This window comes from Spiroplasma ixodetis (assembly GCF_059729505.1).
Genome location: NZ_AP038353.1, coordinates 626,249 through 652,811, shown reverse-complemented (window position 1 = coordinate 652,811; position 26,563 = coordinate 626,249). Strand labels below are relative to the sequence as shown.

Below are 26,563 nucleotides of genomic sequence, written 5' to 3'. Positions count from 1 at the left end.
GATAAATTTTATTTTTAGTTAGTATAAAATTTGAAATTCAATTTTAAGTTAATGTTATAATATTACTTATAGTAAAGGGGGTTTATTATGGGCAAATTTTTAAAGTTAATTACTAATGGCTTTATGACAGGTGTTAGTGAACCATGATGTAATAATGAAGGAGTTGCAGTTTTACCTTTTGTATATAAATATAATCAATATTGATTTTTATTAATGAAAGAAAAGAATCTTTTATTTGAAAATAAAAAGATATCATTTGTTAGTACTCTAACAGGTGGTTGTAAATTAGGTAAATCATCACTAGAAACTGTTAAGAATGAAATTTTAGAAGAGACAGTAATTAATATTAGCAGTTTAAAACTTGATTGTATTTATAGACTTGGTAGTTATTATGCTAATAAAACTTCAATAAAAATATGACATTTTTATGCTGTTGATTTATCTAGTTTGAATTTAGATTTAAAGTTAAGTTATTTTGGTAAAGGTGATGGTAGTATTGGTGAAAATGGTATTAATGGTATTTTTATTAATGAGAGTGAACTAGATAAAGTTAAAAGAAAGAAAATATGTTTAAAGATATAAATTTAAATTTATAAAAAGAAAGAAAAATATAAAAGAATTTTTATTATCAATACCCAAAGATCTTAATAAAATTCCATTTTCTGCTAAAGTAGCTATTATTTGTTTAGGAATTTTTATGTTATGAAATACATTTTTTGATTTGAATCATTTTATTAATCCTAATTTATATCCTTCGGTCTGAACTATTGTAAATCGTCAAACTTATCATCCTTGACAGCAAGTATTATTATTATTAAATGGTATTGCTGCTTTTACTAATGTTATTTGTATAATTTTAATTTCGTTTGGTAAAATTTCTAATTTTTTTTGATGTTTTTTTTACTTTTAGTATTTATGGTTGTATTGCTTTAGTTTGAGATTATGTTGGTGATATGCAGTTGAATTTATTTTTCTTTTTGCCTTTTCAATTTATTGGCTATAGTTTATGGAAATTTCATTTAGATTCACAACAAGAAATAATTTCTAAACGTTTAAATTTAAAAACAAGTATTGTTACTATTTACTTTGCAATTGTTTTATCAGTATTTTTTTATTTTGAAATTCCTTAATTTTCACGTGTAATTTTAGGGAAATATGATTTTGATGGTAATACTTTTCAACAAGTTTTACCACATATTCTAGATTCATTAACTAATTATTTAAGTATTGTTGCGCAAATACTAATGTTATTACGTTTTCGTGAACAATGAATTTTTTTGAATAATTGTTAATATTTTTCAAATAGCTATGTATTCGGGAGCTGCTCATAATCGTTTGGATGTAAATCTTTTATTAATGTGAATTGTTGCTCTTGGTAATTCATGCTTTGGTTTTTATCAATGATTTTTTGTAAGAAGTAAAGAAAAAGTGGTAGTTAAAAAAGAAACATATGAACATTAATATCTTTTAAATAAGAAAAATAATAATTTAGAAAATAAGTTATTTTTTTGTATAATAGTTTGTAAAGTATAAAATAATTATCAAAGAAGGTTATTATGAAAAAGAATGTATATATATTAAAAAATTTAGATGACACTAATACTCTTGCCAAAATAATTGTTAAAATTGCTAAACCAAATTTAATTTTATTATTAAATGGTCCACTTGGTAGTGGTAAAACGCAAATTACTAAATTAATTGGTAATTTACTTGGAGTTAAAAATATTATTAATTCACCAACTTTTATTATTTGAAATAAGTATCAAACTAAATATGAATGAAATTTAATTCATATGGATGCTTATCGTTTAATTAATCCTCATTTAGAAGAATATTATGAAATAATGATGAATAATTTTATGATAATTGAATGATCAGAAAGATTAAAAATTAATTTTAATAATTATTCATATATTGCTATAGATTTTAAAATTATTGATATTAATAGTAGAAAAATAGTTATTAATCCTAATCTTCTTACAAAAGAGGAAGAAAAGTATTTATTTGACGCATTAAAAAAAATATAGAATTTTATTTATAAAAAAAGTAGGAAAAATTCTACTTTTTTTATACTTGTATATGAAAGTAATTAAGCATAATACTATTAATAGTACTTTGACTAATTAAACCAAGTTTTTGATATTGTTTTAATACTTCTAAAGTATAGTTATTATAATCAACAGAATAATAATTATTTAAACCTCAAAGTAAACCAGCAAATAATACTAATGAACCAATAGCAATTGGACTAAAAGCATAATACACAGTTATTTTACGATTATGATATCCGATTAAAGAAGCAAATAATCATCCTGTGACAAAAGCAATCATTCAATATAATAATGTCACTACTTGTTGATCAGTTATAAATCAAAATATTAGCATTAATAAAATAGTTGTAAAGAAACGATTCATAATTGGAGTTTTAAATAATTTATAATTTCAAATGAAAGGTAACATTGCTCCTAATGAAATTACAGGAAAAACTCAAAATCCTGACATGATATTAATATTATCAACAACACTTTGTAAAATACCGGTTAGAATCATTGCACCAATTCAAATGAAAATTGCTTTTCATCATCCATAAAATCCTTCAACAAATCTTCCAACATGATAAAACATTCAAAGTGAAAATATTAAATTAATAGGAGCTGAAGGATTTATATCATTACCAGCAAATGGATAAATTAATCACCTTCAATATTGATAAGCACCAAATATTAAGTTATGATAATTGGCACCAAAAAGCAAATGTTGTTGTTTATAATCTAATGCTAATCAATCATCTTGACTAAGATTTATAATTACTAGAAAAACAACAAGTGTAATAATAGGAATTATAAAAAGAAATCAGGTAACTGCCAAATTAGCATTAGTACATTTTTTTAATGTTTCGCTTAAGTAACGACGGTTTTGAAAATTAACTTTTTTTCAATTATCACTTAAATTTCCAATACTATTATCTTCATTAGTCACTTCATTATTTTCAGTTTCAGTTTCAAGTTGGGGTAAGTCTACCTTAATAAATTTAGTAATACTAGGATAAAATTTAGATAATTCTTGAACAATTTTATCACTAGTAGCAATAATAACATCAACTGCTGGTGACCTTCGATTTTCGTTTTGGTTATCATCATTTAAGATAACCATTAAATAACGAATATCTTTAACACCTTCATCTGCTAATTGTTTATGTAAAATTTCATAAACTTCATCTTTGTTTTTTAAATGGTGATGATTAAAATTATTTTCTTTAATAATTTTAATGATATGATAAGTATTACTATCTTTATTAGTTAGATATACTTCACCTTTAACATGTAGTTTTAATTCTTTAGGAACATTAAATGGTCGATAATCTTGATGACTAATAAAATAATCAACTAATTGTAAACCTAAAATATCTAGAATATTATCATCCATTATTTAACACTTTCCTTTCGTAATAATTGTAATTTATTTTCAAAAAAATCAGGTAAGTTACATTCAAAAGTCATAACTTTTTTAGTTGTGGGATGAGTAAAAGTAATGACTTTAGCATGTAAGTATTGTCCAATATTAGCATTTTCCAATTTAAATTTGCTGTATAAAGGGTCATTTACAATTGGATGTTCAATTCACTCAAAATGAACACGAATTTGGTGTGTTCGACCAGTTTCTAATTGACATTGAACTAAAGTATAGTCTTTAAATCGCTCAATAACTGTAAAATGAGTAGTTGCTTTCTTACTATTTTGTTCATTGACCATCATTTTTAGACGATTATTATTGCTTCTAGCAATAGGTGCTTTAATGGTTCCTGATCTACCTTTAATTGTACCATGAACTAACGCAATATAAATTCGTTTAATTTCATGTTTTTGTAATTGTTCTGCTAAAATATGATGACTAATTTTATTTTTAGCTACTAATAATAATCCTGTCGTTTGTTTGTCAATACGATGAACAATGCCTGGACGTAAATTATTTTCTTCAATATTTTCAATTTTAGATTGGAATAATAATCCGTTAACTAAAGTATTATCTCAATTACCTGCTCCTGGGTGGACAGCCAAATTATTAGGTTTGTTAATAACAAGAATTTCATTATCCTCATAAACTATTTCAAAATCAATTGCAGTTGCTTTTAAAGTGTTATCTTTGTCATTTTTAATAACAATATTTATTTCATCATTATTTTTTAATAATAAATTAGCTGATGAAATAGTTTTATTATTAACTACTACTTGACCATTAGTGATTAAATTTTGGATAAAATTTCGTGAATAATGATGTTCTGTTAATACCATTGCTAAATATTTGTCGATGCGGATATTTTTGTTTTCATGATATTTTAGTTTTATCATCTTTTGATTTTCTGTCATTGATGATTGTTGTAAATGTTCCATTGTTGACTTCATTATTGTGTTCTCCAAACTTTTCTTGATAGGAATTAATTATGGTTCCAATAATTATTTGTAGAATAATAATTGTGATACCAATGGTAATGAATATATCCGCAGTATTAAAAATAGTATATGGTGGGAATAGTTGTCATAATAAAAAGTCAATAACACCACCTTTGTGTAAAAATCTATCTGTTAAATTACCGATTGTTCCTGCAATAACAAAACTGAGACCTAGTGCTCTGTTAATAGATTTAGTAAATAATAGTCAGGTGCTACTAGCAATTGCTACTAGAAAAGCAAAAGTTATTAGAAAGATTCTTTGATTTTGAAAAAAACTAAAAGCAGAACCATAATTAATAATAAATTTTAAATTAATAAATCAGGGTATAAATTTATATTCTTCACCAGCTTTTATTCCGTTTTGTACTGCTAATTTTATCATTTGATCAGTGACAATTAGAATAATAATTGCGCAAAAACAAATTATTTTAGTTAATCATTTTCAATCACGTGTTTTTAAATGATTTTTAATTGCTAATCAAGAAAATTCCATAATTACTTCTTTCTAAACTAATATTAGTTATTTACATTATTAATGATAACACTTCAAAACAACGATTACAAACATCTTCTTTTGTTTCATTAACAATTAATCAACAGCGAGGACATTTAGTACCATCTTTTGTTTTAACATTAATAGTTCAATCATTAACGTTGCTATTATTATAATTAATATTAACTTCACTAACAATTAATAATTGTGCTAATTCTTTTTCATCAATTGTTGATAAGATATTATGATTATCTTTAAAAATAATAGTTACTATTGTTTCTAGGGCTGTTTTAACAATTTTGTCTTTTTTAGCTTGTTCAATAACTTTATTAACTTCATTTTTAAAGTTAATAAAATATTCTCATTTTTCCATTAGTTTTGTTGCTTTGTTTAAATTTCATGGTTGTGGAAATTTTTTTAAATGAATAGAATCACTACTTGTGTTTAAATCTTTTTTAGTTAAACTTTGGAATGCTTCTTCAGTAGTGTGTGGTAAAATAGGGGCTAATAAACCAATTAAAGTTTTTACTATTAAAAACATTGTTATTTGTACTTGTTTTCTTCTAATGTCATTTTTGCTATTAACATATAAAATATCTTTAGTAAAATCACAATAAAAAGCAGACAAATCATTAGTAACAAAATTTAAAATTAAATGATAGATAGTATTAAATTGGTAAGTTTGATAATTTTCATTAATTTTAATCACTAATCCGTTTAATTTATTTAAAATATATTGATCAACTTCTGATAAACTATTAATAATTTCTTCTTCTGTTTTATTTTCAATAGTTTTGATATCTAAATCAAATAAATTACCTAGTAAGAAACGAAAAATATTTCTGATTTTACGATAGTTTTCACTAACTTGTTTTAAAATTTCAGTACCAATTCTTGTATCATCAGTAAAATCAACACTGGCTACTCATAATCGTAAAATATCAGCACCATTAGTATCACAAATTGATTTAAAACTAATAACATTACCAATTGATTTTGACATTTTATTTCCTTTAGCATCAGTTACAAAACCATGTGCTAACAAGTTTTTATATGGACTACTATTATGAGTAATGGTTCCTGTTGTTAAACTTGAATTAAATCAACCACGAAATTGATCATTACCCTCCAAATATAAATCTGCTGGTCAAGGTAAATTATTATTTTTAATAACTGCTAAGTGGGAAACACCACTATCATATCAAACATCCATGATATCTTGTTCTTTATAAAAAATACCATTTGGGCTATCTTTATGTTGATATTTAGGTGGTAATAAATCTTTTGCTTCTTTTTCAAATCAAATATTTGAACCATGTTTAGCAAATAAATCAGCCACATGATTAATAAGGTTTATATCCATGATTGGTTCTTTTTTTTCAGTGTAAAAAATTGGAATTGGTAATCCTCAAGCACGTTGACGAGAAATGCATCAATCATAGCGATTATTTGTCATTAATAACATTCTTTTTTTTGCTCATTCAGGAACAAAATTTACTTTATTAATATTTTTAGTAAGTAATGGTTTGATTTTTTCAATAGCGATAAATCATTGTAAAGTAGCACGATAAATAACGGGTTTTTTAGTTCGTCAATCATGTGGATATTGATGTTTAAATCATTTCATACCAATTAATGTATCATTATTTTTTAAGCGCTCAACAATAATTTTATTAGTATCATCATAAAACTTATTGACTAATTGTTCATCATTGATTTCTGCTGTAAATTGACCTTGATCATTAATTGGACAAATAATTTTGATATTATGTTTTAATCCTAAATCAAAATCTTCTTCACCAAACGCTGGAGAAGTATGAACAATTCCAGTTCCATCATTTATAGTAACATGAGAACCATGAACGATTGGGGTTTTTCTTTGATATAATGGATGTAATGCTGTTAATCCAATTAAATCTTTACCAGAAATTGTTTTAACAATTGTAAAATCGGTGATGTTGTTTGCTTTAGTAAAAGAATTAATCAATGGTTGTGCAATAATATATTGTTGTTCATTAGTCTTAATAATACTATATGTAAATTCTTCATTTACTGCTAACATTTGATTGCTAGGAATGGTTCATGGTGTTGTTGTTCAAATTACTAGTGAGGTAGGTAAGTTAAATATTTTTTTTTCATCATTCAGTAAAAAGGCAACATAAATAGCAGCACTAGTTTTTGTTAAATATTCAACTTCAGCTTCAGCTAAGGCACTTTCACTTGATGGTGATCAATATACAGGATATAAATTACGATATACTAGTTTTTTTTCTACCATTTTAGCAAAAACTTTAATTTGTTCAGATTCATATTTTTTATCATAAGTAACATAATGAACTTTAAAATCTGTTAATAATCCTAATGTTTTAAATTGATTAATTTGATTAGCAACTTGCAGTTCTGCATATTTTTGACATTGTTTTCTAAAATCTGATACTGATATTGTTTTACGATTAATTCCTGAGTTAGTAACTGCTGTTTCAATAGGTAAACCATGCGTATCTCAACCTGCAATATAGGGTGTATAATAATTGCTACTATTATAATAGCGAACAATAATATCTTTTAAAATTTTATTTAATGCATGTCCTAAATGTAGATCACCGTTAGCATATGGAGGTCCATCATGAAGGATAAAAGTTTTCGTAGATTTTTTATTTTTGTTAATTAGTTGTTGATATATTTTTTGGTCTTGTCAATATTTTTGTAGTTGTGGTTCTTTTATAGTTAAATTAGCACGCATTTCAAAGTTAGTTTGAGGCATTAATAATGTATCTTTATAGTTTTTATTCATGTATATTATTCTCCTTTAAAATAACAAGTTTTATTTGTACTAATTATTCTTTTTTATTCTTAAATCATTATACTAGTAATTACTTGAAATTTGTATAATATTTACTTTATTTTAATAATAAGATTTTATAAAACTTAAAAGTTAAAAATATTACTTTTAGTCAGTATTATTTTATAATAAAGTATAAACTTATTAAAGTTTATAAAAAAATTTTTTTTAATAATGTTAAAAAAGAGGTTAATGAATAATGTTAAAAATTTTTATTTCATATCATCATTTAAGAGAACAAAAAGCAAAGGATAAATTATCAGAATTAATTTTGGAATGTTATGGAGAATATTTTGAAGTGAAAGACGTATCTGTAAAACTAGGTGATATTGATTCGCAATTGCCTCCTAAAAAGATATTTAAAACTATTAGAGAAGAGTATGTAAAAGATTCAGATATTACTATAGTTATTTTAGGAAAACATACAAAATGTAGAAAACATATTTATTGAGAAATTGTGGCTTCATTATCAATATATGGTAGCCTCCATCGAAGGGGAAAAAATGGTTTATTAATACTTTTAACTGATGATTTTATTAAAAAAGCAAAAAAAATTGTGATTTTAATGATAATGATTACAAAACTTTAATTAATAACCAAAATTCTACTCCAAGAATTTATGAAAATGTAATAAATAACTATGCAATTGTTGAAAGTTTTTCAAATATAGTTTCAAATCCTTTAAGGTTAAAAAAATTACTTGATAAATGTCAAAATAAAGTTAAAACTGAAAAATTGAAAAAAAATTGTTCTCTTCAAAGAAATAAATTTGTTTGAAGAAAATATATAAGATTGTCCAAAAAAATCCAAAAATAAACTAAATTGTTATTTTTTTCACAAAAACATAAATCAAAAAATAAATTTTTTGAAGAAATTAAAACTGAAGTTAATAATAGTGAACATTATTCTGAAAATCTTTTTAGTTATGAAAATATTTTCAAAAATTTTCATTTTTTTTATTAAAAATTAAAGAATATAGTTTTTTATCAATTATTTAAGAAATTTTATGTAACTCAGAATGTTGTTTTAAATAATATTTTTAATTACAAAAAATAAATAATTAAAGGAAATTATCCCCACATGTACTAGTGTGGAGGAAAAAATGAATTGAAATGAATTCAATAGCATATTTCAAAATGAAAACGATTGTTTGAAATATATAGCGAAGTTGAAAGTAATGAAATGTACCAGGTGTGCTTCTTCTAGTTTGAATGTTTCTGATTTGAGAAGAATAAGATGTTTGAAATGTCATCAAACATTTAGTATTCTTCATGACACCATTTTTCACAAGTCACAAACACCTTTGACATCTTGGTTTTATCTCATCTTTAGATGAATAAACACCAAACATGGAATTCCATCAACAGATGTTGCAAGGGAATTGGGTGTGACATATAAAACAGTTTGAAGAATGGGTCATGAAATCAGAACTAGAATTTGGAATCAAGATGCAGGGTTCATTGATGATGGCACAGCACAGATAGATGAAATGTATCTTTCACATGTAGGTTTTAAAAAACAAGGATCTTCCTTGTTGAATAAAACCTTGATTGTTGGAGTTTATGAGAAAACCAGCAACAAACTAATTGTAAAAGTATTGAAAAAAGCAGATGAGAAAAACCTTTTATGATTTGCATTGAAACACATTTCTACTGGGTGTTGTCTGTTTACGGATTCGTGGAAGGGATATGGAAGTTTCAAAAACTTCTATCACAAACATGAAATCGTAAATCATAAAGTTGGGTATGTGTCATCAACAGGTGTAAACACAAACCAGATTGAATCTGCATGAAAACACATCCGACGAACTTTCCGAACACACATAAAAGTTTCAAAACACAATATTCATTTATATGCAAAAGAAACTGCATATAAATTCAATAAGATACCTAGTTTTGAAACTATAATTTTGTGTTTGATTTAGATACATGTGGGGATAATTTCCTAGATAGGATTTTATCTCCATTTATGTGATAAAATTTAAAAATAGTACATAAAGGGATAAAAGCCTTATTTTATAAAATAAAATGTTAAATTATTACTTATTAAGCATATAGATATATATTAATAGTTAATTATAAATATCAAAAATAAATAAAATTAAAAATGTTTTATTTTTTTTAGTAAATAAAACTAAAAAAAACTTATTTTAGTAGTATAATAAAAATAATTACTTAGTTAATGGTAAGTAAATATTCATTGCGGTTGGCATATAACAGTAAATAGGAGTTACCATTATTGGTAACTCTTTTATTTTAAATAATTATTATATACCTCAAAATTTAATAATATTTAAATTATTTATAATAATATGAAAATAAAAAAATATTGTAAAAATTTCTAAAATTTGTTAAAAGATAAGTGTAAAACTAAATATAGTTTTTGACCCTTTGCTTTGTTTATAAGTAAATAGGTTTTATTTTACTAAAAAAATGTATAAAATGCGTGATAATGATAAAAGAAAATCAACAACATTTCAGCGAATAATGGAAAATAATCCAGAAAATATTTTTGCTCAAACCGATGGTTCTATAAAAAAAAGACATGGAGGTTTAGCAATAAAATCTTCTAAAAGTGAAAATAGTTTAAATGAAGCAAATAATGATAGTAATGTTTTAAATAAATATAAATATAATTATCTTACAATTATAGAAGATCAAAAGATAAGTAAACTTAGAGAAGAAATTTTTAATTTTACAAAACAATCAGAAGATGTCAAAAGAACAAATGATGTTTTAAATAAAAAAGGAAATTATCCCCACATGTACTAGTGTATAGGAAAAAATAAATTGAAATGAATTCAATAGCATATTTCAAAATGAAAACGATTGTTTGAAATATATAGCGAAGTTGAAAGTAATGAAATGTATCAGGTGTGCTTCTTCTAGTTTGAATGTTTCTGATTTGATAAGAATGAGATGTTTGAAATGTCATCAAACATTTAGTATTCTTCATGACACCATTTTTCACAAGTCACAAACACCTTTGACATCTTGGTTTTATCTCATCTTTAGATGAATAAACACAAAGCATGGTATAACATCAACAGATGTTGCAAGGGAATTGGGTGTGACATATAAAACAGCTTGAAGAATGGGTCATGAAATCAGAACTAGAATTTGGAATCAAGATGCAGGGTTCATTGATGATGGCACAGAACAGATAGATGAAATGTATCTTTCACATGTAGTTTTTAAAAAACAAGGAAGATCCTTGTTTTTTAAAACCTTGATTGTTGGAGTTTATGAGAAAACCAGCAACAAACTAATTGTGAAAGTTTTGAAAAAAGCAGATGAGAAAAACCTTTTATGATTTGCATTGAAACACATTTCTACTGGGTGTTGTCTGTTTACGGATTATTGGAAGGAATATGTAAGTTTCAAAAACTTCTATCACAAACATGAAATCGTAAATCATGAAGTTGGGTATGTGTCATCAACAGGTGTAAACACAAACCAGATTTAATCTTCATGAAAACAAATCCGACGAACTTTTCAAACACACATAAAAGTTTCAAAACACAATATTCATTTATATGCAAAAGAAGCTGCATATAAATTCAATAAGATACCTAGTTTTGAAACTATAATTTTGTGTTTGATTTAGATACATGCGGGGATAATTTCCTAGATAGGCTTTTATCTCCATTTATGTGATAAAATTTAAAAATAGTACATAAAGGGATAAAAGCCATAAAAAATTAACTATTGTTAAAGAAAATCTTTTTGAATTAGAAATTATTCAACTTAAACAATTACTTGATGATTTAAAACGTAAAGAAAGAAAAAAACAACTGATAGTGAACTTAGAGAATATTTTGCTCTTAAAGAAACAATATCAGATAAAGAATTAGAAATTGAAAAACAAAGAAATATAAAAAAAGAATTGAATAATAATATTGAAAAAAATAATTTTAAAATTGAAGAATTAGAAAATACTATAAGCAATTTAAACAATGAACTAGATAGTTATAGTGATGATTGGATGCCGTCATCATTAAAAGAAAATATTAATAGAAGAATAGAAATACAAAGAAAAATTGATGAAGAAAATTTAACTGAAGAGCAAAAACTAGAAATATTTTATAATATTTCTAAGTTAAAAAAAGAAATAAAAAAAAGAAGAAAATATTAAAAGTCAAAATGTTCAAAAAAATTATGAAGAAATTTTTCTAATTGAAGATAAGATATTTTATATAACAACTTTAGTTTATAATGATGAATCAATTTTTGAAGAAATAATATATTTTGATAATAATGAAAAAAAATGCAATTGAAGTTTGAAAACAGACTAAAAAGTATCAGAATATTGAAGAATATAAAAAAAGCACTTGTTTAATTGATAAAGAAAATGCAAATAATATTAGCACAATGCCAGTTAAAGAATTATTAAAAGAACAAATGGAATTAAAATCAAAGCGATCTAAAACGGAGTGAAAAGTTTGGGTTATTGTTTTAGTTATTACTATTGTTATTACTGTTCTTCCAAATTTGCTTCCTGTGATTTTAGCTTCTTATTTGGCTGCTGCAATAGTGGCAACAATTAAGATTGATATTGATATTGCTTCAGTTTTTATTAGTGGAGGTTTTAAAGCAATTACATCAGTTTTTTCAACTGCATCAAAAAAAGTTGAATCATGAATTTATAATAAATTATTTAAAAATAATAAAGATAAAAAAGAAGTTAAATCAGTATCTAAGGATTTAACAAGTTATAAATTAGAAACTAAGTTAGAAACACAATTTAATATATTAAAACAAGAACTGGATAGTAGAAAACTTAAAACTATAAATGAACTAATGAATGATAAAACAATAATAAATGTTGAAAATAATATAATTCCAGTTGAAAACCAGTTGATGTAGATAAAGCTAATTCTATGGGTAATATGCAACCTCCTACAAATGTAAGACAACGACGTTATTCATTTTAAAATATAACGATAATTAGTTTAATTATTCTTACTTAATTAAGTAAGAATAATTTTTTATATATTTTTATATATATTTTTTATTAAAAATATATAATTTTATTGATTATTTAAAAGTAGAAAAAATATTCAAAAAGCGAAAGGAATAATAAATTATGCCATGACAATCTATTGAGAATAATAAAGAAAAACAAGAAGCACGTGCTAAAAATGCTGATAAAATAAATAAAGCTTGGGTAGAAAAAAATATTCAAAAAGAAGAGAAAGAGTTTATAAAAATCTTGAGTTAGATAAATCAAACATAAATAGTGAATCTTCTTCAAGTGAAAACAAAAACTCTAGTAGTAAAAACAGTAACCAGTTATAAAAAAAACATTTTTTTTAATTAAGTATTGATGAAATTAGCATTTATGTTATTAAAAATAGTGTTTTATATCTTAAAAGATATATAATAAAAAATTATTTATTTAATCTTTTGTAAATTTTTCTTGATTTTAATATATATATATCATATAATATACAATCTAGAATAAGCCAAAGACAGCAACGGACTTTTGTCTTAATTATGTTGCTCAGGTAATTTCCATCATTATATATGCATGTGATTTACTCGGTTTTGCTCCGAGTTTTATTTACTACTTATTGCTAGTTATTTCAGAATAATAAGGAGGTGTACTTATGCGCCCAGCAATGGTTGAAAAACAAAAAACTATTGATTTAATTGCTAAGCAAATTAATGATTCAAAAACAACAATTGTTGTACAATATAAAGGTATGAATGTTGAAGAAATTAGTTCTTTACGTAAGGAATTAAGAACTAAAGGTGCAACATTCACTATTTATAAGAATAATTTAGTTGCTCGTGCTTTAAAAAAAGAATATTCATCGCTTGAAAGTAGTTTAGTTGGCCCAAATGGTTTTATCTTTGGATTTGAAAACGAGTTAGAAACAGTTAAAATAGTTTCTAATTATGCTAAAATTAATAAATTATTAGTATTAAGAGGTGGCATTTTTGAAGGGAAAGTTATTGACCAAAGTGAGTTACAAAAAATAGCTTCATTACCATCAAAATTAGAATTAATTTCAATGTTAGCTTCTTGTTTACAAGCGCCAGTTCGCAATTTAGCTTTAGCAATTAAAGCAGTAGCCCAACAAAAAGAAAACGCATAATTAACACTTATTAAATAAAAAAATATATGGAGGAAAAAATAATGGAAAATATTACAAATAAACAAATTATTGAACATGTTAAAACAATGACAGCAGTTCAATTAAAAGAATTAGTTGAATTAATTGAAACAACTTTTGGAGTAACTGCAGCAGTTGCTTCTGCACCAGCAGCAGCTAAAGAAGAAGCAACAAAACCATCAACAGTTTCTGTAATCTTAAAAGAAGTAGGAGACAAAAAAGTTGATGTTATTAAAGCAGTTAAAGCAATTGTTGGTGGTACAATGTCTTTAATGGACGCTAAAAAAATGGTTGATGCAGTAGCAACAGGACCACAAAAGATTTTAGAAAATATTGATACAGCAAAAGCAACAGAACACGAAGCAACGTTAAAAGCCGTTGGTGCTATTGTTGAAGTTAAGTAGTTCAAATATTAAAAATTTATATGAAAACCAGTTTTAATTAATACTGGTTTTCTGTTTGTTATTTAACTAAAAATTATCAACTTAAAACTTAATATTTTATCAAACTAATTAGTAAATTAATACTAATTAACTGAAATCAAATTATTTGATTTTAATAAATTTTTAAAATTGGAGATGAACCAATGTCATATACTACAAAACAATTTGGTCATTATGCTAAAAGACGTGACTATACTAAAGTATCAGGAAATTTAGATCTTCCTGATTTAATTTCAATTCAACGTGATACTTATAAATGATTTATTGATACAGGAATACAAGAAGTATTTAATGAAATATTTCCGGTAACTGATAATGATAATCGTATTATTTTATCATTGATTGATTGAGAATTTCGTAAACCAAGAAGAACATTAAAAGAAGCAAAAGATGAGTCAAAAACTTATGAAGCACCAATCTATACAAAATTATCTTTATCAATTCATGAAAATAATTGTCATTTAACTATTGCTGCTAAAGATAATATTTTAGATTATTTAATGCGTTGAATTAAAGACCAATTTGGTATTAAAAACATTAATGAACCAAAAGTTAGCGATAATATATATTATTTTGAAGAAAAAAATGTTCATGCTAATAGTGAATTTTCAACTATTGAAGTTACTATTAAAGGTAGAGAAGAAGATGTTTTAATTGTTGATTATACATTAACTCGTGAAGGAGATGTATTTTTAGGTGATTTTCCATTAATGACACAAAAAGGAACATTTATTATTAATGGAAGTGAAAAGGTTGTTGTTTCACAATTAGTTCGTTCACCAGGTGCATATTTTAAAATTGAAATTGATCCAAAAACCGGATTATATAAATTTTTAGGTGATTTAATTCCATCACGTGGAACTTGACTAGAATTTGAAACTGATTCTAAACGTAATAAATTAGTTCGTAATAAAAATACAATTAAAGATATTATTCAAGTTAAAATTGAAAAATCACGTAAAATTGCAGTAACCACTTTACTTACTGCCTTAGGATTAACTAAAGATGATGTTATTAATATCATTGGTAAAGATGATGTTTTATTAAATACTTATGAATATGATGAACATCAAAATTGACCAGCAGCAGTACAAGAAATTTATAAAAAAATTAAATCCGGAGAAACTGCCAGTGTTGATGGTGCTGCAAAATTTTTAACTGGATTATTATTTGATTCAAAAAAATATGATTTAACAAAAGCAGGAAGATATAAGCTAATTCAAAAATTAGCTATTACAGATCGTGTTTTAAATTACACTCTAGCTGAAGATATTAAAGATATTAGAGGTAATGTTGTTTTATCCAAAAAAACAGTAATTGGTAAATCACAATTAGAAATTCTAAAAACAGTATTAGAAGAAGGAGCATGTTTAGTACCTTTAAAAACATTAATCAGTGATAGTGAACCAAAACATTATGTGCAGTTAATTAAAGTTTATAATGATAAAGAAAGATTAAATGAAGTTATTAATGTCGTTGGAATTAATCCTAAATGTAAAGAAGTAATTATTACTATTGCTGATATTTTAGTAACCCTTTCTTATATTTTAAATTTTATTCATGGTATTGGTAATGCTGATGATATTGATCACTTAGCAAATCGTCGTATTCGTACAATTGGAGAATTACTACAAAACCAATTTCGTATCGGAATGGGACGTATTGAAAAAAACATTAAAGAAAAAATGTCAACTACTGATAGTGATAAAATGAAACCAGCAAATATTACAAATAATAAACCATTAACAGCTGTTATTGGTGAGTTTTTTAACTTATCACAATTATCACAATTTATGGATCAAACTAATCCATTAGCAGAATTGGCTAATAAAAGACGTTTAACTGCTTTAGGACCTGGTGGATTATCACGTGATCGTGCTAGTTTAGAAGTTCGTGATGTTCACTATTCTCACTATGGAAGAATTTGTCCAATTGAAACTCCTGAAGGACCTAATATTGGTTTAATCAATAATTTAGCCACTTATGCTCGTATTAATGAATACGGTTTTATTGAAACACCTTACCGTCAAGTAATTGCAGGTAAAATTACTAATGAAATTAAATATTTAACTGCCGGTGAAGAAAAGAATTATATCATTGCACAAGCTAATATTGAATTAGATACTAATAATGTTATTAAAAATAATAATGTTATTGCTCGTAGTAATGGTCAAAATATTATTGTTGGACCAAACGAAGTTGAATATATTGATGTTTCACCAAAACAAATTGTGTCAATAGCTACAAGTTGTATTCCTTTTTTAGAAAATGATGATGCTAACCGTGCTTTAATGGGAGCTAATATGCAACGTCAAGCAATTCCATTATTAAAACCCCAAACACCAATTGTTGGTACGGGTGTTGAGTATGCTGTTGCTCGTGACTCAGGATTAGCTATTGTTGCTAATTTACCGGGAGTTGTACAATATGTTGATTCTCATGAAATTATTATTAAATCAGAAGATGAAATAACAACTTATGAGTTAAGTCGTTTTGAACGTAGTAATCAAGGAACAGCAGTAACTCATGTGCCATTAGTAAAAGTTGGTGATAAAGTTGAAGTTAATCAAATTTTAGCAGATGGACCTTCGATGAAAGATGGCGAACTTGCATTAGGACAAAATGTAATTATTGCTTTCATGACTTGACATGGTTATAACTATGAAGATGCTATTATTATTAATGAACGTTTAGTAAAAGATGATGTTTATACTTCAATGCATATTGAAGAATATAATTTAGAATGTCGAAAAACAAAACAAGGTAAAGAAGAAATTACACGTGAAATCCCTAATACTTCTGAACAATCAAGACGTTATCTTGATGATGAAGGAATTGTTTTAATTGGAACTGAAGTTAAAGAAGGAGATATTCTTGTTGGTAAAGTTACACCAAAAGGTCAAACACAATCAACTGCTGAAGAAAAATTATTAGCAGCTATTTTTGGTGAAAAATCACGTAATGTTAAAGATAATTCATTACGAGTACCTAATGGCGGTGCTGGAATTGTTCAAGGTATTAAACGTTATAAACGTGAAGATGGTTTTGACTTACCTTCAGAAGTAGAAGAAGTAGTTAAAGTATTTATTGTACAAAAACGTAAAATCCGAGAAGGAGATAAAATGGCTGGAAGACACGGAAATAAAGGTGTTATTTCTAAAGTATTACCAATTGAAGATATGCCTTTCCTAGAAGATGGAACACCGGTTGATATTATGTTAAATCCATTAGGAGTACCATCGCGGATGAATATTGGACAAATTCTTGAATTACACTTAGGAATGGCTGCTAAAACTTTAGGAATTAAAGTAGCAACCCCTGTTTTTGATGGTGCAAAAAATCAAGACTTGTTAGATATTATGAAAGAAGCAAAATATAATGATTTTGATAAATTAACATTATATGATGGTTTAACTGGTGAAGAGTTTGCTAAGAAAATTTCTGTTGGTGTTATGTATATGCTAAAACTATCACATATGGTAGATGATAAATTACATGCTCGTAATGTGGGTCCATATTCATTAATTACTCAACAACCATTAGGTGGTAAGGCACAAAATGGTGGACAAAGATTTGGAGAAATGGAAGTTTGAGCATTAGAAGCTTATGGTGCTGCTCATACTTTACAAGAAATCCTAACTATTAAATCTGATGATATTAAAGGTAGAATTAAAACTTATGAAGCGATTCTACGTAATAAACAGATTCCAATGCCAGGTATCCCTGAATCATTTAATGTTTTAACAAAAGAACTACAAGGTTTAGGAATAAATATTGTGTTAATTGACGAAAAAGGTCAAGAACAAAAAGTGGTAACTTACGATGAAGAAGTCGAAAGTTATCTTGAGGATTAGAAAAGGAGTAATAAATATATGCAAATGCAAAAAAATTCAAAACATTATACTGCCCTTAAAATTTCTCTTGCTTCTCCAGATCAAATTCGCTCATGATCACATGGAGAAATTACAAAGCCAGAAACAATTAATTATAAGTCATTAAAACCTGAAAAAGATGGATTATTTGATGCACGAATATTTGGACCAACTAAAAATTATGAATGTACTTGTGGTAAATATAAGAAAATAAAAAATAAAGGTAAAGTTTGTGAACGTTGTTTAGTAGAAATTACTGAAGCAATTGTTCGACGTGAACGTTTAGGACACATTGAGTTAGAAGAGCCAGTAACTCATATTTGAATGTTAAAGGCTTCTCCTTCAAGAATTGCGTTAGCATTAGATATGAAAACTAAAGACTTAGAAGAAGTAGCATATTTTGTTTCTTATATTGTTTTAGATCCAGGGACCGCTAAAGGTTTAAAACAAAAAATGATTATGGATTTAGGTAATGCTAAATCTTCAACTGATACTCGTAATCGTTTACGTAAAGTATTTGCACAAATTTTAGAACAATTAGAACCTTCTTCTTTTGCTTATACTCGTGCTCAAATGTTAACTGATACTTTAGCAGATACTTCACGTCCATTTTCAATGGATGAATGTGCTCAATTTATTACTAAACATACTGGAACAAAATTTGGAATTGGTGCTTCAGCTATTGAGTATTTATTAAAAAATATTAATTTAGAAAAAGAATTTCTTGCCATTAAAAAACAATTGACAAACAAGAAATCACAAACTGATCGTAGAAAACTAGAACGTCGTTTAGATGTTATTGATTCATTTGCTAAATCAGGAAATAAACCAGAATGAATGGTATTACACGCTATTCCGGTGATTCCACCTGATATTCGTCCAATTATTCAGTTAGATGGTGGTCGTTTTACAACATCAGAAATTAATGATTTATATCGAAGAATTATTATTCGTAATGAACGCTTAAAAAAAGTAAAACAAATGGGAGCACCAATCTTAATTATTAATAATGAAAAAAGAATGTTGCAAGAATCAGTTGATGCTTTATTTGATAATGAACGTAAAGCACGTCCAGTAACAGGAAGAGATAAACGTCCATTAAAATCTTTAACTTCAACATTAAAAGGAAAACAAGGACGTTTCCGTCAAAACTTATTAGGTAAGCGTGTTGATTATTCAGGTCGAAGTGTTATTGCTGTTGGTCCGGAATTAAAAATGTATCAATGTGGTATTCCTCGTGATATGGCAATTATTTTGTTCAAACCTTTTGTTGTGCAAAGATTAGTTCATCAAGAATTAGCTTTAAATATTAAAATTGCTGAAAAATTAATTGAAATCCAAGATGAACGAATTTGAGATGTTTTAGAAGAAGTAATTAAAGATCGTCCTGTTTTATTAAACCGTGCCCCAACTTTACATCGTTTAGGAATTCAAGCATTTGAACCAATTCTAGTTAAAGGGAAAGCTATTCGTTTACATCCACTAGTAACTCCTGCTTTTAATGCTGACTTTGATGGTGACCAAATGGCTGTTCACGTGCCAATTACTCAAGAAGCAGTAGCTGAAGCAAGAAGTTTAATGTTAGGTTCAAAAAATATTTTAAGTCCTAAAGATGGTAAACCAATTGTTACGCCAACTCAAGATATGGTTCTTGGTAATTATTATTTAACTATTGAAAAATTAGATGAATTAGGTCAAGGTTCAATTTTTAAAGATGTTAATGAAGCAATTAAAGCTTATGATACAAAACAAGTTTCATTAAATGCTATTATTGGAATTCGTGTTGCTAGTTTAGGTGCAAGTAAATTTGCTGCTACCGATCAAAACAAATTTTTAATTACTACTATTGGTAAGATTATTTTTAATCAAATGTTTTCAGAAAGAATGCCATTTATTAATCGCCCAAATATTATTAATTTAACTGAAACTCATAATGAAGATTTAGTTACAACTGATGTTGATTTTCGTGAATTTATTAAAAAAAGAGTTATTGTTGAACCATTTAAGAAAAAAGATTTAGCAGATATTATTCATAAATATTTTAAAACTTTTGGAACTCAATTAACTGCACAAATGTTAGATAAAATGAAAAATCTTGGTTTTAAATTTTCAACAATTTCAGGAACAACAATTTCTGCAGGCGATGTTGTATCTTATTCAGGTAAAACAAGATTATTTAAAGAAGCAGATGAATATGTTAAAACAATTAACAAGTTTTATAAACAAGGTATGTTAACTAATCGTGAGCGTCATTACCATATTATTAATAAATGAAGTAGTATTAAAAATAATATTCAAGTTGAACTAGAAACAGTTTTAAGAAAAGATATTGAAAATCCAATCTTTATGATGTGAGATTCAGGTGCTAGAACTAATATTAGTAATTTTACTCAATTAGTAGGGATGCGTGGTTTAATGAATAATCCAAAAGGAGAAGTTATTGAATTACCAATTAAATCTTCATTCCGTGAAGGATTAAATGTTTCAGAGTTCTTTATTTCTACCCATGGTGCTCGTAAAGGAATGGCAGATATGGCGCTTAAAACTTCTGACTCAGGTTATTTAACAAGAAGACTAGTTGACGTTTCACAAGATATTATTGTTACTGAAGAGGATTGTAATACCGGTAATGGCTTTATAATTAGTGACGTTGTTGACCAAAAACGTAATAATATTATTGTGCCCTTACGTGACCGTTTATTTGGACGTTTTGTTCAAGGTAATGTTGTTGATAGTAAAAATAATGTAATTGTTGCAAATAATGAATTAATTACTGAAAAATTAGTAGAAACAATATTAGAGGCAAAAATTACAAAAATAAATATTCGTTCAGTTTTAACTTGTGAAGCAAGTTATGGTGTTTGTCAAAAATGTTATGGTATTAATTTAACAACAGGTTCTATTGTTGCTATTGGTGAAGCAGTTGGAATTATTGCGGCGCAATCAATTGGTGAACCAGGAACTCAACTAACGATGAGAACTTTCCATACTGGAGGAGTTGCTGGTGTTAGTGATATTACCCAAGGATTACCAAGAATTAAAGAATTATTAGATATTACTAATCCCAAAGGTGCAGTTGCTATTATTAGTGAGTTTGATGGTAAAGTAACAGATATTCGTGAAGAGCAAGGAATTTATACAATTACTGTAAAGTCAAAACTTGACTATAAAGAATATAAAACTCAATATAATGCGCAGGTAAGAATTAAAATTGGTGATAATGTTAAGATTGGCCAAAAACTAACTGAAGGTGCAATTAATATTACACAATTACTAGAAGTAGCAGGAATCATTGAAGTTCAACAGTATATTTTAAAAGAAGTACAACGTGTTTATCGTTTACAAGGAATTGAAATTTCTGATAAGTATATTGAAATTATTATAAAACAAATGTTGAATCGTATTTTTGTAGTTGAAGGTAATGATTCACCATTATTGCCTGGAGCGATTGTTGATATCAAAGAATTTAAGAATGTTAATGCCAAAATTATTGTTGCTGGTAAAAAACCCGCTTTTGGTCATCCAATTATTTTAGGGATTAAAAAAGCACCATTAGAATCAGAATCATTCTTGGCTGCTGCTTCTTTCCAAGATACAACAAGAGTATTAACTAATGCTGTTATTAAGTCAAAACAAGATAATTTACGTGGTTTAAAGGAAAATGTTATTTTAGGAAACTTGATACCGGCCGGTACTGGTTTAATGCCAACTGAGAAGTTAATAGGTATGGGTAATTCTTCACTTGAAGAAGAATACTAAATTAAAATAAAAAGTGAGAATAAAATTCTCACTTTTTAAATATTTATATTTTATTTGGAAATTATCCCCACATGTACTAGTGTGGAGGAAAAAATGAATTGAAATGAATTCAATAGCATATTTCAAAATGAAAACGATTGTTTGAAATATATAGCGAAGTTGAAAGTAATGAAATGTATCAGGTGTGCTTCTTCTAGTTTGAATGTTTCTGATTTAAGAAGAATACTAAATGTTTGAAATGTCATCAAACATTTAGTATTCTTCATGACACCATTTTTCACAAGTCACAAACACCTTTGACATCTTGGTTTTATCTCATCTTTAGATGAATAAACACAAATCATGGTATACCATCAACAGATGTTGCAAAAGAATTGGGTGTGACATATAAAACAGCTTGAAGAATGGGTCATGAAATCATAACTATAATTTGGAATAAAGATGCAGGGTTCATTGATGATGGCACAGCACAGATGGATGAAATGTATCTTTCACATGTAGGTTTTAAAAAACAAGGAAGATCCTTGCTGAATAAAACCTTGATTGTTGGAGTTTATGAGAAAACCAGCAACAAACTAATTGTGAAAGTATTGAAAAAAGCAGATGAGAAAAACCTTTTATGATTTGCATTGAAACACATTTCTACTTGGTGTTGTCTATTTACGGATTCTTGGAAAGAATATGGAAGTTTCAAAAACTTCTATCACAAAAATGAAATCGTAAATCATGAATTTGGGTATGTGTCATCAACAAGTGTAAACACAAACCAGATTGAATCTGCATGAAAACACATCCGACGAACTTTTCGAACACACATAAAAGTTTCAAAACACAATATTCATTTATATGCAAAAGAAGCTGCATATAAATTCAATAAGATACCTAGTTTTGAAACTATAATTTTGTGTTTGATTTAGATACATGTGGTGATAATTTCCTAGATAGGCTTTTATCTCCATTTATGTGATAAAATTTAAAAATAGTACATAAAGGGATAAAAGCCTATTATTTTACTAGTTGTATGTTTTAAAAATAGGATAAATATATTTCTGGACATTATTGTGTATAATTAATTTTTCCAAAATTTATAAATTTTTTTGTTTTTTTATTAAACTCTTGCATTGTTTTTTCAGATTTTTCTTTTGCTTCACATTCTTCTGAATTATCTTTTTTATGGAGATGTATTCTTTTAAAATTTTAGTCTTTCAGTATACTTGTTTCTTGTAGTTCACTACCAATTCCACTATCTTTACTATTATGTTTTAAAGATAATTTTCTTAAAAGATTACTTTTATTATCATCTTTAGTAAAGTTCGTTGTAGTTTCTTGTAGTAATTGATTATTAATTTCACTATCTTGAATTGAAGTTAATATTACATTATCTATTTTTTCCTCTAATTTAAAAGGTACTACAATATTACTATCATCATATTCCTTAAAATCATTATCTTTACTCAAAGTTAATATTGCACCATTTATTTTTTCCTCTGATTTAGAAGGTACTACACTATCATTATCATCATTTTTTTTGTTAACACCATTATCTTTATTTGAAGATAATTTTGCATTTTCTATTTCTTCGTCTGATTCAGAAAGTATTTCAATATCACTATCTTCTTCTTTAAAACCATTATCTTTATTTGAAGATAATTTTGCATTATCTATTTCTTTTTTTTCATTAAAAACAGTATCTTTATTATTATCTTTTAAAACAGTTGGTTTTAAAAAACTAGGGCTGATAACATTTTGATAAAAAATTTCTTCTTTTTTATGATTAGATTGAACTTTATCAAGTAAATTTTTAAGAATTATTATATTTGAAAAGATTTCATCATAATTAGCAATAATCGCATGTTTATTTATTACGGCTTCATATATTCTTTGACCAGCATTTTCTTGGGTGATTAAAGAAGAATAATCACAAGTATTATTAAAATTACAATTTGCTTTTGCTTTTTTAATAAAATCATCAGTTAAAAGTATTATAAAACTATTTATCTTCTTTCTTCTATTTAAACTTCCATATTTATTTAATGAAGCTTCAATTTCTCAGTCAATATGTTGTCTACATTTTGTATGTATTCCTAGAATAAGAATAGTAATAGTTGTATCTTTTAAATGATTTTGTCTAATAGTTTTAGCGATTTTTTGATTTGTTCATGTGGTATCAATATCTCCTAGCATACTTTTTAATTAACTCTGCTAATTGGTTTCTTTCTTCTTGTTCTCTTAGATGATGATATGAAATAAAAATTTTTCTCACTGTTTAACTCCTTTTTTAACATTATTAAGACTTATGTTTTATAATTTTTTTGATTATAAAACATAATTCTTAATAGGTAATTTTAAAGATATTGTTTTAAAAATTTAAATTTGTTTTTTACTTATATTTTATTTAAACATTTAATATTTTAATCTGTGTAGTTTAATAATTTTTTGATTTGTTCATTAGTTGCAGTTGAAAGTGAAAGTATTGAAATAAAATAAAAGTATTTGTTTTCTATTAAATCTTTTCTAACTTTATCAATTTGTTTTCAAAAATCTTCGATTTCTTCTTTACTTAAATTTTAATCATTAATGATGAAATTACCATTAGTATCTATTTTTGTTAGTGATCTACTAGCAATTAAGATTGGTCTGATTTTTAAATTCATAATTTTTAAAATTACATCTATTACTAAGTTATTGTTATCAGAAGTTAATAATATTTGTTTACTTTCATCAAAAGTATTTTTAATACTTTTGATTGTTTCAGAAACTCTTCCTTCGGATTTATTTACTAATATTGAACTTGTCAAAATTATAAAAAAATTTCAGGTCTTTTTTGTTGGTTTTTTATTAACTCCACTTTCTGATTTTAGGAATTTTTTAAATAAATTTATATCAACATCTCTAATAAATATTTCTTTAAAATATTTTCTTAATTTTATTTTTAATTCTTTTTTCGTTCCTATGATTTGACTAAAATCATTTGAAGAAAGTATCTTTTTAACTTTGGTTTTTTGTTTATAATTTAATAAAAATTTTATTAGTAAAAACATTAAAAGTAATATAAAAAAAATAAGTAAAGCAATACTTGAAATATAAGCTATTCAATTAAATATTTTAGTTGTAGTCAATCTGCTTTTCTTTAGTTTTATCCATAAAATGTTAAACATAATAGCACAAAAAAATATATAACTTTTATATTTATAATTTGGGGTATTAGTTTAAAAAAAATAAAAAAATTTAGTATTATAATTTTTTAATTAAATAGTTACTTGTTTTGTGTTAGTTATTAATTTTAGGAAATTATCCCCACATGTACTAGTGTGGAGGAAAAAATTAATTGAAATGAATTCAATAGCATATTTCAAAATGAAAACGATTGTTTGAAATATATAGCGAAGTTGAAAGTAATGAAATGTATCGGGTGTGCTTCTTCTATTTTGAATGTTTCTGATTTGAGAAGAATAATATGTTTGAAATGTCATCAAACATTTAGTATTCTTCATGACACCATTTTTCACAAGTCACAAACACCTTTTATGATTTGCATTGAAACACATTTCTACTGGTTGTTGTTTGTTTACGGATTCTTGGAAGGGATATAGAAGTTTCAAAAACTTCTATCACAAACATGAAATCGTAAATCATGAAGTTGGGTATGTGTCATCAACAGGTGTAAACACAAACCAAATTGAATCTGCATAAAAACATATCCGACGAACTTTCCGAACAAACATAAAAATTTCGAAACACAATATTCATTTATATGCAAAAGAATCTGCATATAAATTCAATAAGATACCTAGTTTTGAAACTATAATTTTGTGTTTGATTTAGATACATGTGGAGATAATTTCCTAGATAGGCTTTTATCTCCATTTATGTGATAAAATTTAAAAATAGTACATAAAGGGATAAAAGCCTAATTTTATTTTAGTGTCTTATTAATATTTGTTAAAAATTATTATCATATTAATAATAATATTCAATTTTAATTATATACATATATAATTAAAAAAATCTATTAAAAAGCAACATAATATAAGAATTTTTTAAAAAAAATATTTTTTGGAATGGCAACCTTTTTTAGGACTGTTTTTTGGTAGAAATTTGTGCTTGGTGTTTTATGGGGGTTAAGTAGTTTAGAGTGCTGTGTATTTTTATGTTGTTGTATCAATTGATATAAGCAAATAATTATAATTTTAATTGGATTAATTATGTAAAATTTTTATCATTAATAAACTCTGTTTTGAAAGTTTTGAAAGTTGCTTCAGCAACAGAGTTATCATAAGGACAACCTTTTTTGCTTAAAGAGCGGGTAATATTGAAGGCTAATAAAAGTTTATAAATATTTTTATTATTAAATTCATTACCGCGATCGCTATGAAATATTTGAATATTTTTTAAACAACGATTTGATCACATAAATGCTTGATATACTAATGATGCATCTTTTTTAGTACCTACACTATGTTCAATAATTTCGCGATTGTACAGGTCGATTAATAAGCAAATATAGTTTCATTTACCATTAACTTGAACATAAGTTAAATCACTAACAATAACTTCATTTTTAAGCCTATTATTAAAGTCTCTA

The 26,563-nt window shown here is 25.7% G+C and carries 26 protein-coding genes and 1 other annotated feature; of the genes, 19 read left to right on the top strand and 7 right to left on the bottom strand.

Annotation, left to right across the window (positions count from 1 at the left end):
• The first annotated feature begins 87 nt into the window (after positions 1 to 87).
• The 4 genes from AC6I4F_RS04315 (at position 88) to tsaE (ending at position 2,027) form a co-directional block, all read left to right on the top strand.
• Complete coding sequence (locus AC6I4F_RS04315) at positions 88 to 582, top strand: NUDIX hydrolase (protein ID WP_497874537.1); 495 nt, start codon at positions 88 to 90, stop codon at positions 580 to 582.
• Positions 583 to 697: 115 nt separating this feature from the next.
• Complete coding sequence (locus AC6I4F_RS04310; protein ID WP_497874536.1) at positions 698 to 910, top strand: hypothetical protein; 213 nt, start codon at positions 698 to 700, stop codon at positions 908 to 910.
• Positions 911 to 1,260: 350 nt separating this feature from the next.
• On the top strand, positions 1,261 to 1,461 hold the full coding sequence (locus AC6I4F_RS04305; protein ID WP_497874535.1) for a hypothetical protein: 201 nt from the start codon (positions 1,261 to 1,263) through the stop codon (positions 1,459 to 1,461).
• 95 nt (positions 1,462 to 1,556) lie between these two features.
• Entirely contained in the window at positions 1,557 to 2,027 is a 471-nt protein-coding gene (gene tsaE / locus AC6I4F_RS04300) for a tRNA (adenosine(37)-N6)-threonylcarbamoyltransferase complex ATPase subunit type 1 TsaE (protein ID WP_497874534.1), read from the top strand.
• A gap of 40 nt (positions 2,028 to 2,067) precedes the next feature.
• Here the strand turns inward: tsaE and AC6I4F_RS04295 are convergent, their stop codons facing one another.
• Genes AC6I4F_RS04295 through ileS form a run of 4 tightly spaced genes read right to left on the bottom strand, consistent with a single transcriptional unit; the run spans position 2,068 to position 7,738 of the window.
• Positions 2,068 to 3,426: a hypothetical protein gene (locus AC6I4F_RS04295; protein ID WP_497874533.1), complete on the bottom strand. Its 1,359-nt coding sequence runs from the start codon at positions 3,424 to 3,426 to the stop codon at positions 2,068 to 2,070.
• Positions 3,426 to 4,292, bottom strand: coding sequence for an RluA family pseudouridine synthase (locus AC6I4F_RS04290; protein WP_497874532.1), 867 nt, complete (start codon positions 4,290 to 4,292; stop codon positions 3,426 to 3,428). The genes AC6I4F_RS04295 and AC6I4F_RS04290 overlap by 1 nt, the downstream gene beginning before the upstream one ends.
• Complete coding sequence (gene lspA, locus AC6I4F_RS04285; protein WP_497874531.1) at positions 4,237 to 4,944, bottom strand: signal peptidase II; 708 nt, start codon at positions 4,942 to 4,944, stop codon at positions 4,237 to 4,239. The genes AC6I4F_RS04290 and lspA overlap by 56 nt, the downstream gene beginning before the upstream one ends.
• 31 nt (positions 4,945 to 4,975) lie before the next feature.
• Complete coding sequence (ileS, locus tag AC6I4F_RS04280) at positions 4,976 to 7,738, bottom strand: isoleucine--tRNA ligase (protein ID WP_497874530.1); 2,763 nt, start codon at positions 7,736 to 7,738, stop codon at positions 4,976 to 4,978.
• Positions 7,739 to 7,985: 247 nt separating this feature from the next.
• On the opposite strand from ileS, the gene AC6I4F_RS04275 reads away from it, so the two are divergent.
• The 13 genes from AC6I4F_RS04275 to AC6I4F_RS04215 all read left to right on the top strand — a co-directional run bounded on the left by AC6I4F_RS04275 (position 7,986) and on the right by AC6I4F_RS04215 (position 22,895).
• Positions 7,986 to 8,375, top strand: coding sequence for a TIR domain-containing protein (locus AC6I4F_RS04275; protein WP_497874529.1), 390 nt, complete (start codon positions 7,986 to 7,988; stop codon positions 8,373 to 8,375).
• Between the two features lie 513 nt (positions 8,376 to 8,888).
• Positions 8,889 to 9,710, top strand: a complete 822-nt coding sequence (locus tag AC6I4F_RS04270) for an IS1595 family transposase (RefSeq protein ID WP_497874528.1) — start codon at positions 8,889 to 8,891, stop codon at positions 9,708 to 9,710.
• Positions 9,711 to 10,227: 517 nt separating this feature from the next.
• Complete coding sequence (locus AC6I4F_RS04265; protein ID WP_497874527.1) at positions 10,228 to 10,557, top strand: hypothetical protein; 330 nt, start codon at positions 10,228 to 10,230, stop codon at positions 10,555 to 10,557.
• A gap of 61 nt (positions 10,558 to 10,618) precedes the next feature.
• A complete protein-coding gene (locus AC6I4F_RS04260; RefSeq protein ID WP_497874526.1) occupies positions 10,619 to 11,251 on the top strand; it encodes an IS1595 family transposase in 633 nt (210 codons plus the stop codon).
• A gap of 420 nt (positions 11,252 to 11,671) precedes the next feature.
• Positions 11,672 to 11,920, top strand: coding sequence for a hypothetical protein (locus AC6I4F_RS04255; protein WP_497874525.1), 249 nt, complete (start codon positions 11,672 to 11,674; stop codon positions 11,918 to 11,920).
• A gap of 122 nt (positions 11,921 to 12,042) precedes the next feature.
• The gene (locus AC6I4F_RS04250) at positions 12,043 to 12,651 is read left to right on the top strand and encodes a hypothetical protein (RefSeq protein WP_497874524.1); all 609 of its coding nucleotides are present in this window, start codon (positions 12,043 to 12,045) and stop codon (positions 12,649 to 12,651) included.
• 220 nt (positions 12,652 to 12,871) lie between these two features.
• Positions 12,872 to 13,006, top strand: coding sequence for a hypothetical protein (locus AC6I4F_RS04245; protein WP_497874523.1), 135 nt, complete (start codon positions 12,872 to 12,874; stop codon positions 13,004 to 13,006).
• 226 nt (positions 13,007 to 13,232) lie between these two features.
• Positions 13,233 to 13,358 (top strand) — a sequence feature (ribosomal protein L10 leader region).
• Positions 13,359 to 13,394: 36 nt separating this feature from the next.
• On the top strand, positions 13,395 to 13,886 hold the full coding sequence (gene rplJ, locus AC6I4F_RS04240) for a 50S ribosomal protein L10 (protein ID WP_497874522.1): 492 nt from the start codon (positions 13,395 to 13,397) through the stop codon (positions 13,884 to 13,886).
• A 41-nt stretch (positions 13,887 to 13,927) separates the two neighbouring features.
• A complete protein-coding gene (rplL, locus tag AC6I4F_RS04235; protein ID WP_252320298.1) occupies positions 13,928 to 14,308 on the top strand; it encodes a 50S ribosomal protein L7/L12 in 381 nt (126 codons plus the stop codon).
• Between the two features lie 182 nt (positions 14,309 to 14,490).
• Positions 14,491 to 18,201 carry a DNA-directed RNA polymerase subunit beta gene (rpoB, locus tag AC6I4F_RS04230; protein WP_497874521.1) on the top strand — a complete coding sequence of 1,237 codons (3,711 nt, stop codon included), beginning with the start codon at positions 14,491 to 14,493 and terminating at the stop codon, positions 18,199 to 18,201.
• A 24-nt stretch (positions 18,202 to 18,225) separates the two neighbouring features.
• The gene (gene rpoC / locus AC6I4F_RS04225) at positions 18,226 to 21,978 is read left to right on the top strand and encodes a DNA-directed RNA polymerase subunit beta' (protein ID WP_497874662.1); all 3,753 of its coding nucleotides are present in this window, start codon (positions 18,226 to 18,228) and stop codon (positions 21,976 to 21,978) included.
• A 54-nt stretch (positions 21,979 to 22,032) separates the two neighbouring features.
• Positions 22,033 to 22,311 (top strand): hypothetical protein, encoded by a 279-nt coding sequence (locus tag AC6I4F_RS04220; protein WP_497874520.1) that lies wholly within the window; start codon positions 22,033 to 22,035, stop codon positions 22,309 to 22,311.
• Positions 22,212 to 22,895, top strand: a complete 684-nt coding sequence (locus AC6I4F_RS04215; RefSeq protein WP_497874519.1) for an IS1595 family transposase — start codon at positions 22,212 to 22,214, stop codon at positions 22,893 to 22,895. Before AC6I4F_RS04220 ends, AC6I4F_RS04215 begins: the two co-directional genes overlap by 100 nt.
• Positions 22,896 to 23,175: 280 nt before the next feature.
• On the opposite strand, the gene AC6I4F_RS04210 is transcribed toward AC6I4F_RS04215, so the two are convergent.
• Together AC6I4F_RS04210 and AC6I4F_RS04205 are read right to left on the bottom strand one after the other, a co-directional pair.
• Positions 23,176 to 24,162, bottom strand: coding sequence for a TIR domain-containing protein (locus AC6I4F_RS04210; RefSeq protein WP_497874518.1), 987 nt, complete (start codon positions 24,160 to 24,162; stop codon positions 23,176 to 23,178).
• Positions 24,163 to 24,545: 383 nt separating this feature from the next.
• On the bottom strand, positions 24,546 to 25,019 hold the full coding sequence (locus tag AC6I4F_RS04205) for a hypothetical protein (RefSeq protein ID WP_497874517.1): 474 nt from the start codon (positions 25,017 to 25,019) through the stop codon (positions 24,546 to 24,548).
• 270 nt (positions 25,020 to 25,289) lie between these two features.
• Between AC6I4F_RS04205 and AC6I4F_RS04200 the strand changes: the two genes are divergently transcribed.
• Both AC6I4F_RS04200 and AC6I4F_RS04195 read left to right on the top strand, forming a co-directional pair.
• Positions 25,290 to 25,571, top strand: coding sequence for a hypothetical protein (locus AC6I4F_RS04200; RefSeq protein WP_497874516.1), 282 nt, complete (start codon positions 25,290 to 25,292; stop codon positions 25,569 to 25,571).
• Positions 25,516 to 25,671 (top strand): transposase, encoded by a 156-nt coding sequence (locus AC6I4F_RS04195; RefSeq protein ID WP_497874515.1) that lies wholly within the window; start codon positions 25,516 to 25,518, stop codon positions 25,669 to 25,671. The genes AC6I4F_RS04200 and AC6I4F_RS04195 overlap by 56 nt, the downstream gene beginning before the upstream one ends.
• Positions 25,672 to 26,181: 510 nt before the next feature.
• Here the strand turns inward: AC6I4F_RS04195 and AC6I4F_RS04190 are convergent.
• Positions 26,182 to 26,529: a DDE-type integrase/transposase/recombinase gene (locus AC6I4F_RS04190; RefSeq protein WP_497874661.1), complete on the bottom strand. Its 348-nt coding sequence runs from the start codon at positions 26,527 to 26,529 to the stop codon at positions 26,182 to 26,184.
• Between the last annotated feature and the right edge of the window lie 34 nt (positions 26,530 to 26,563).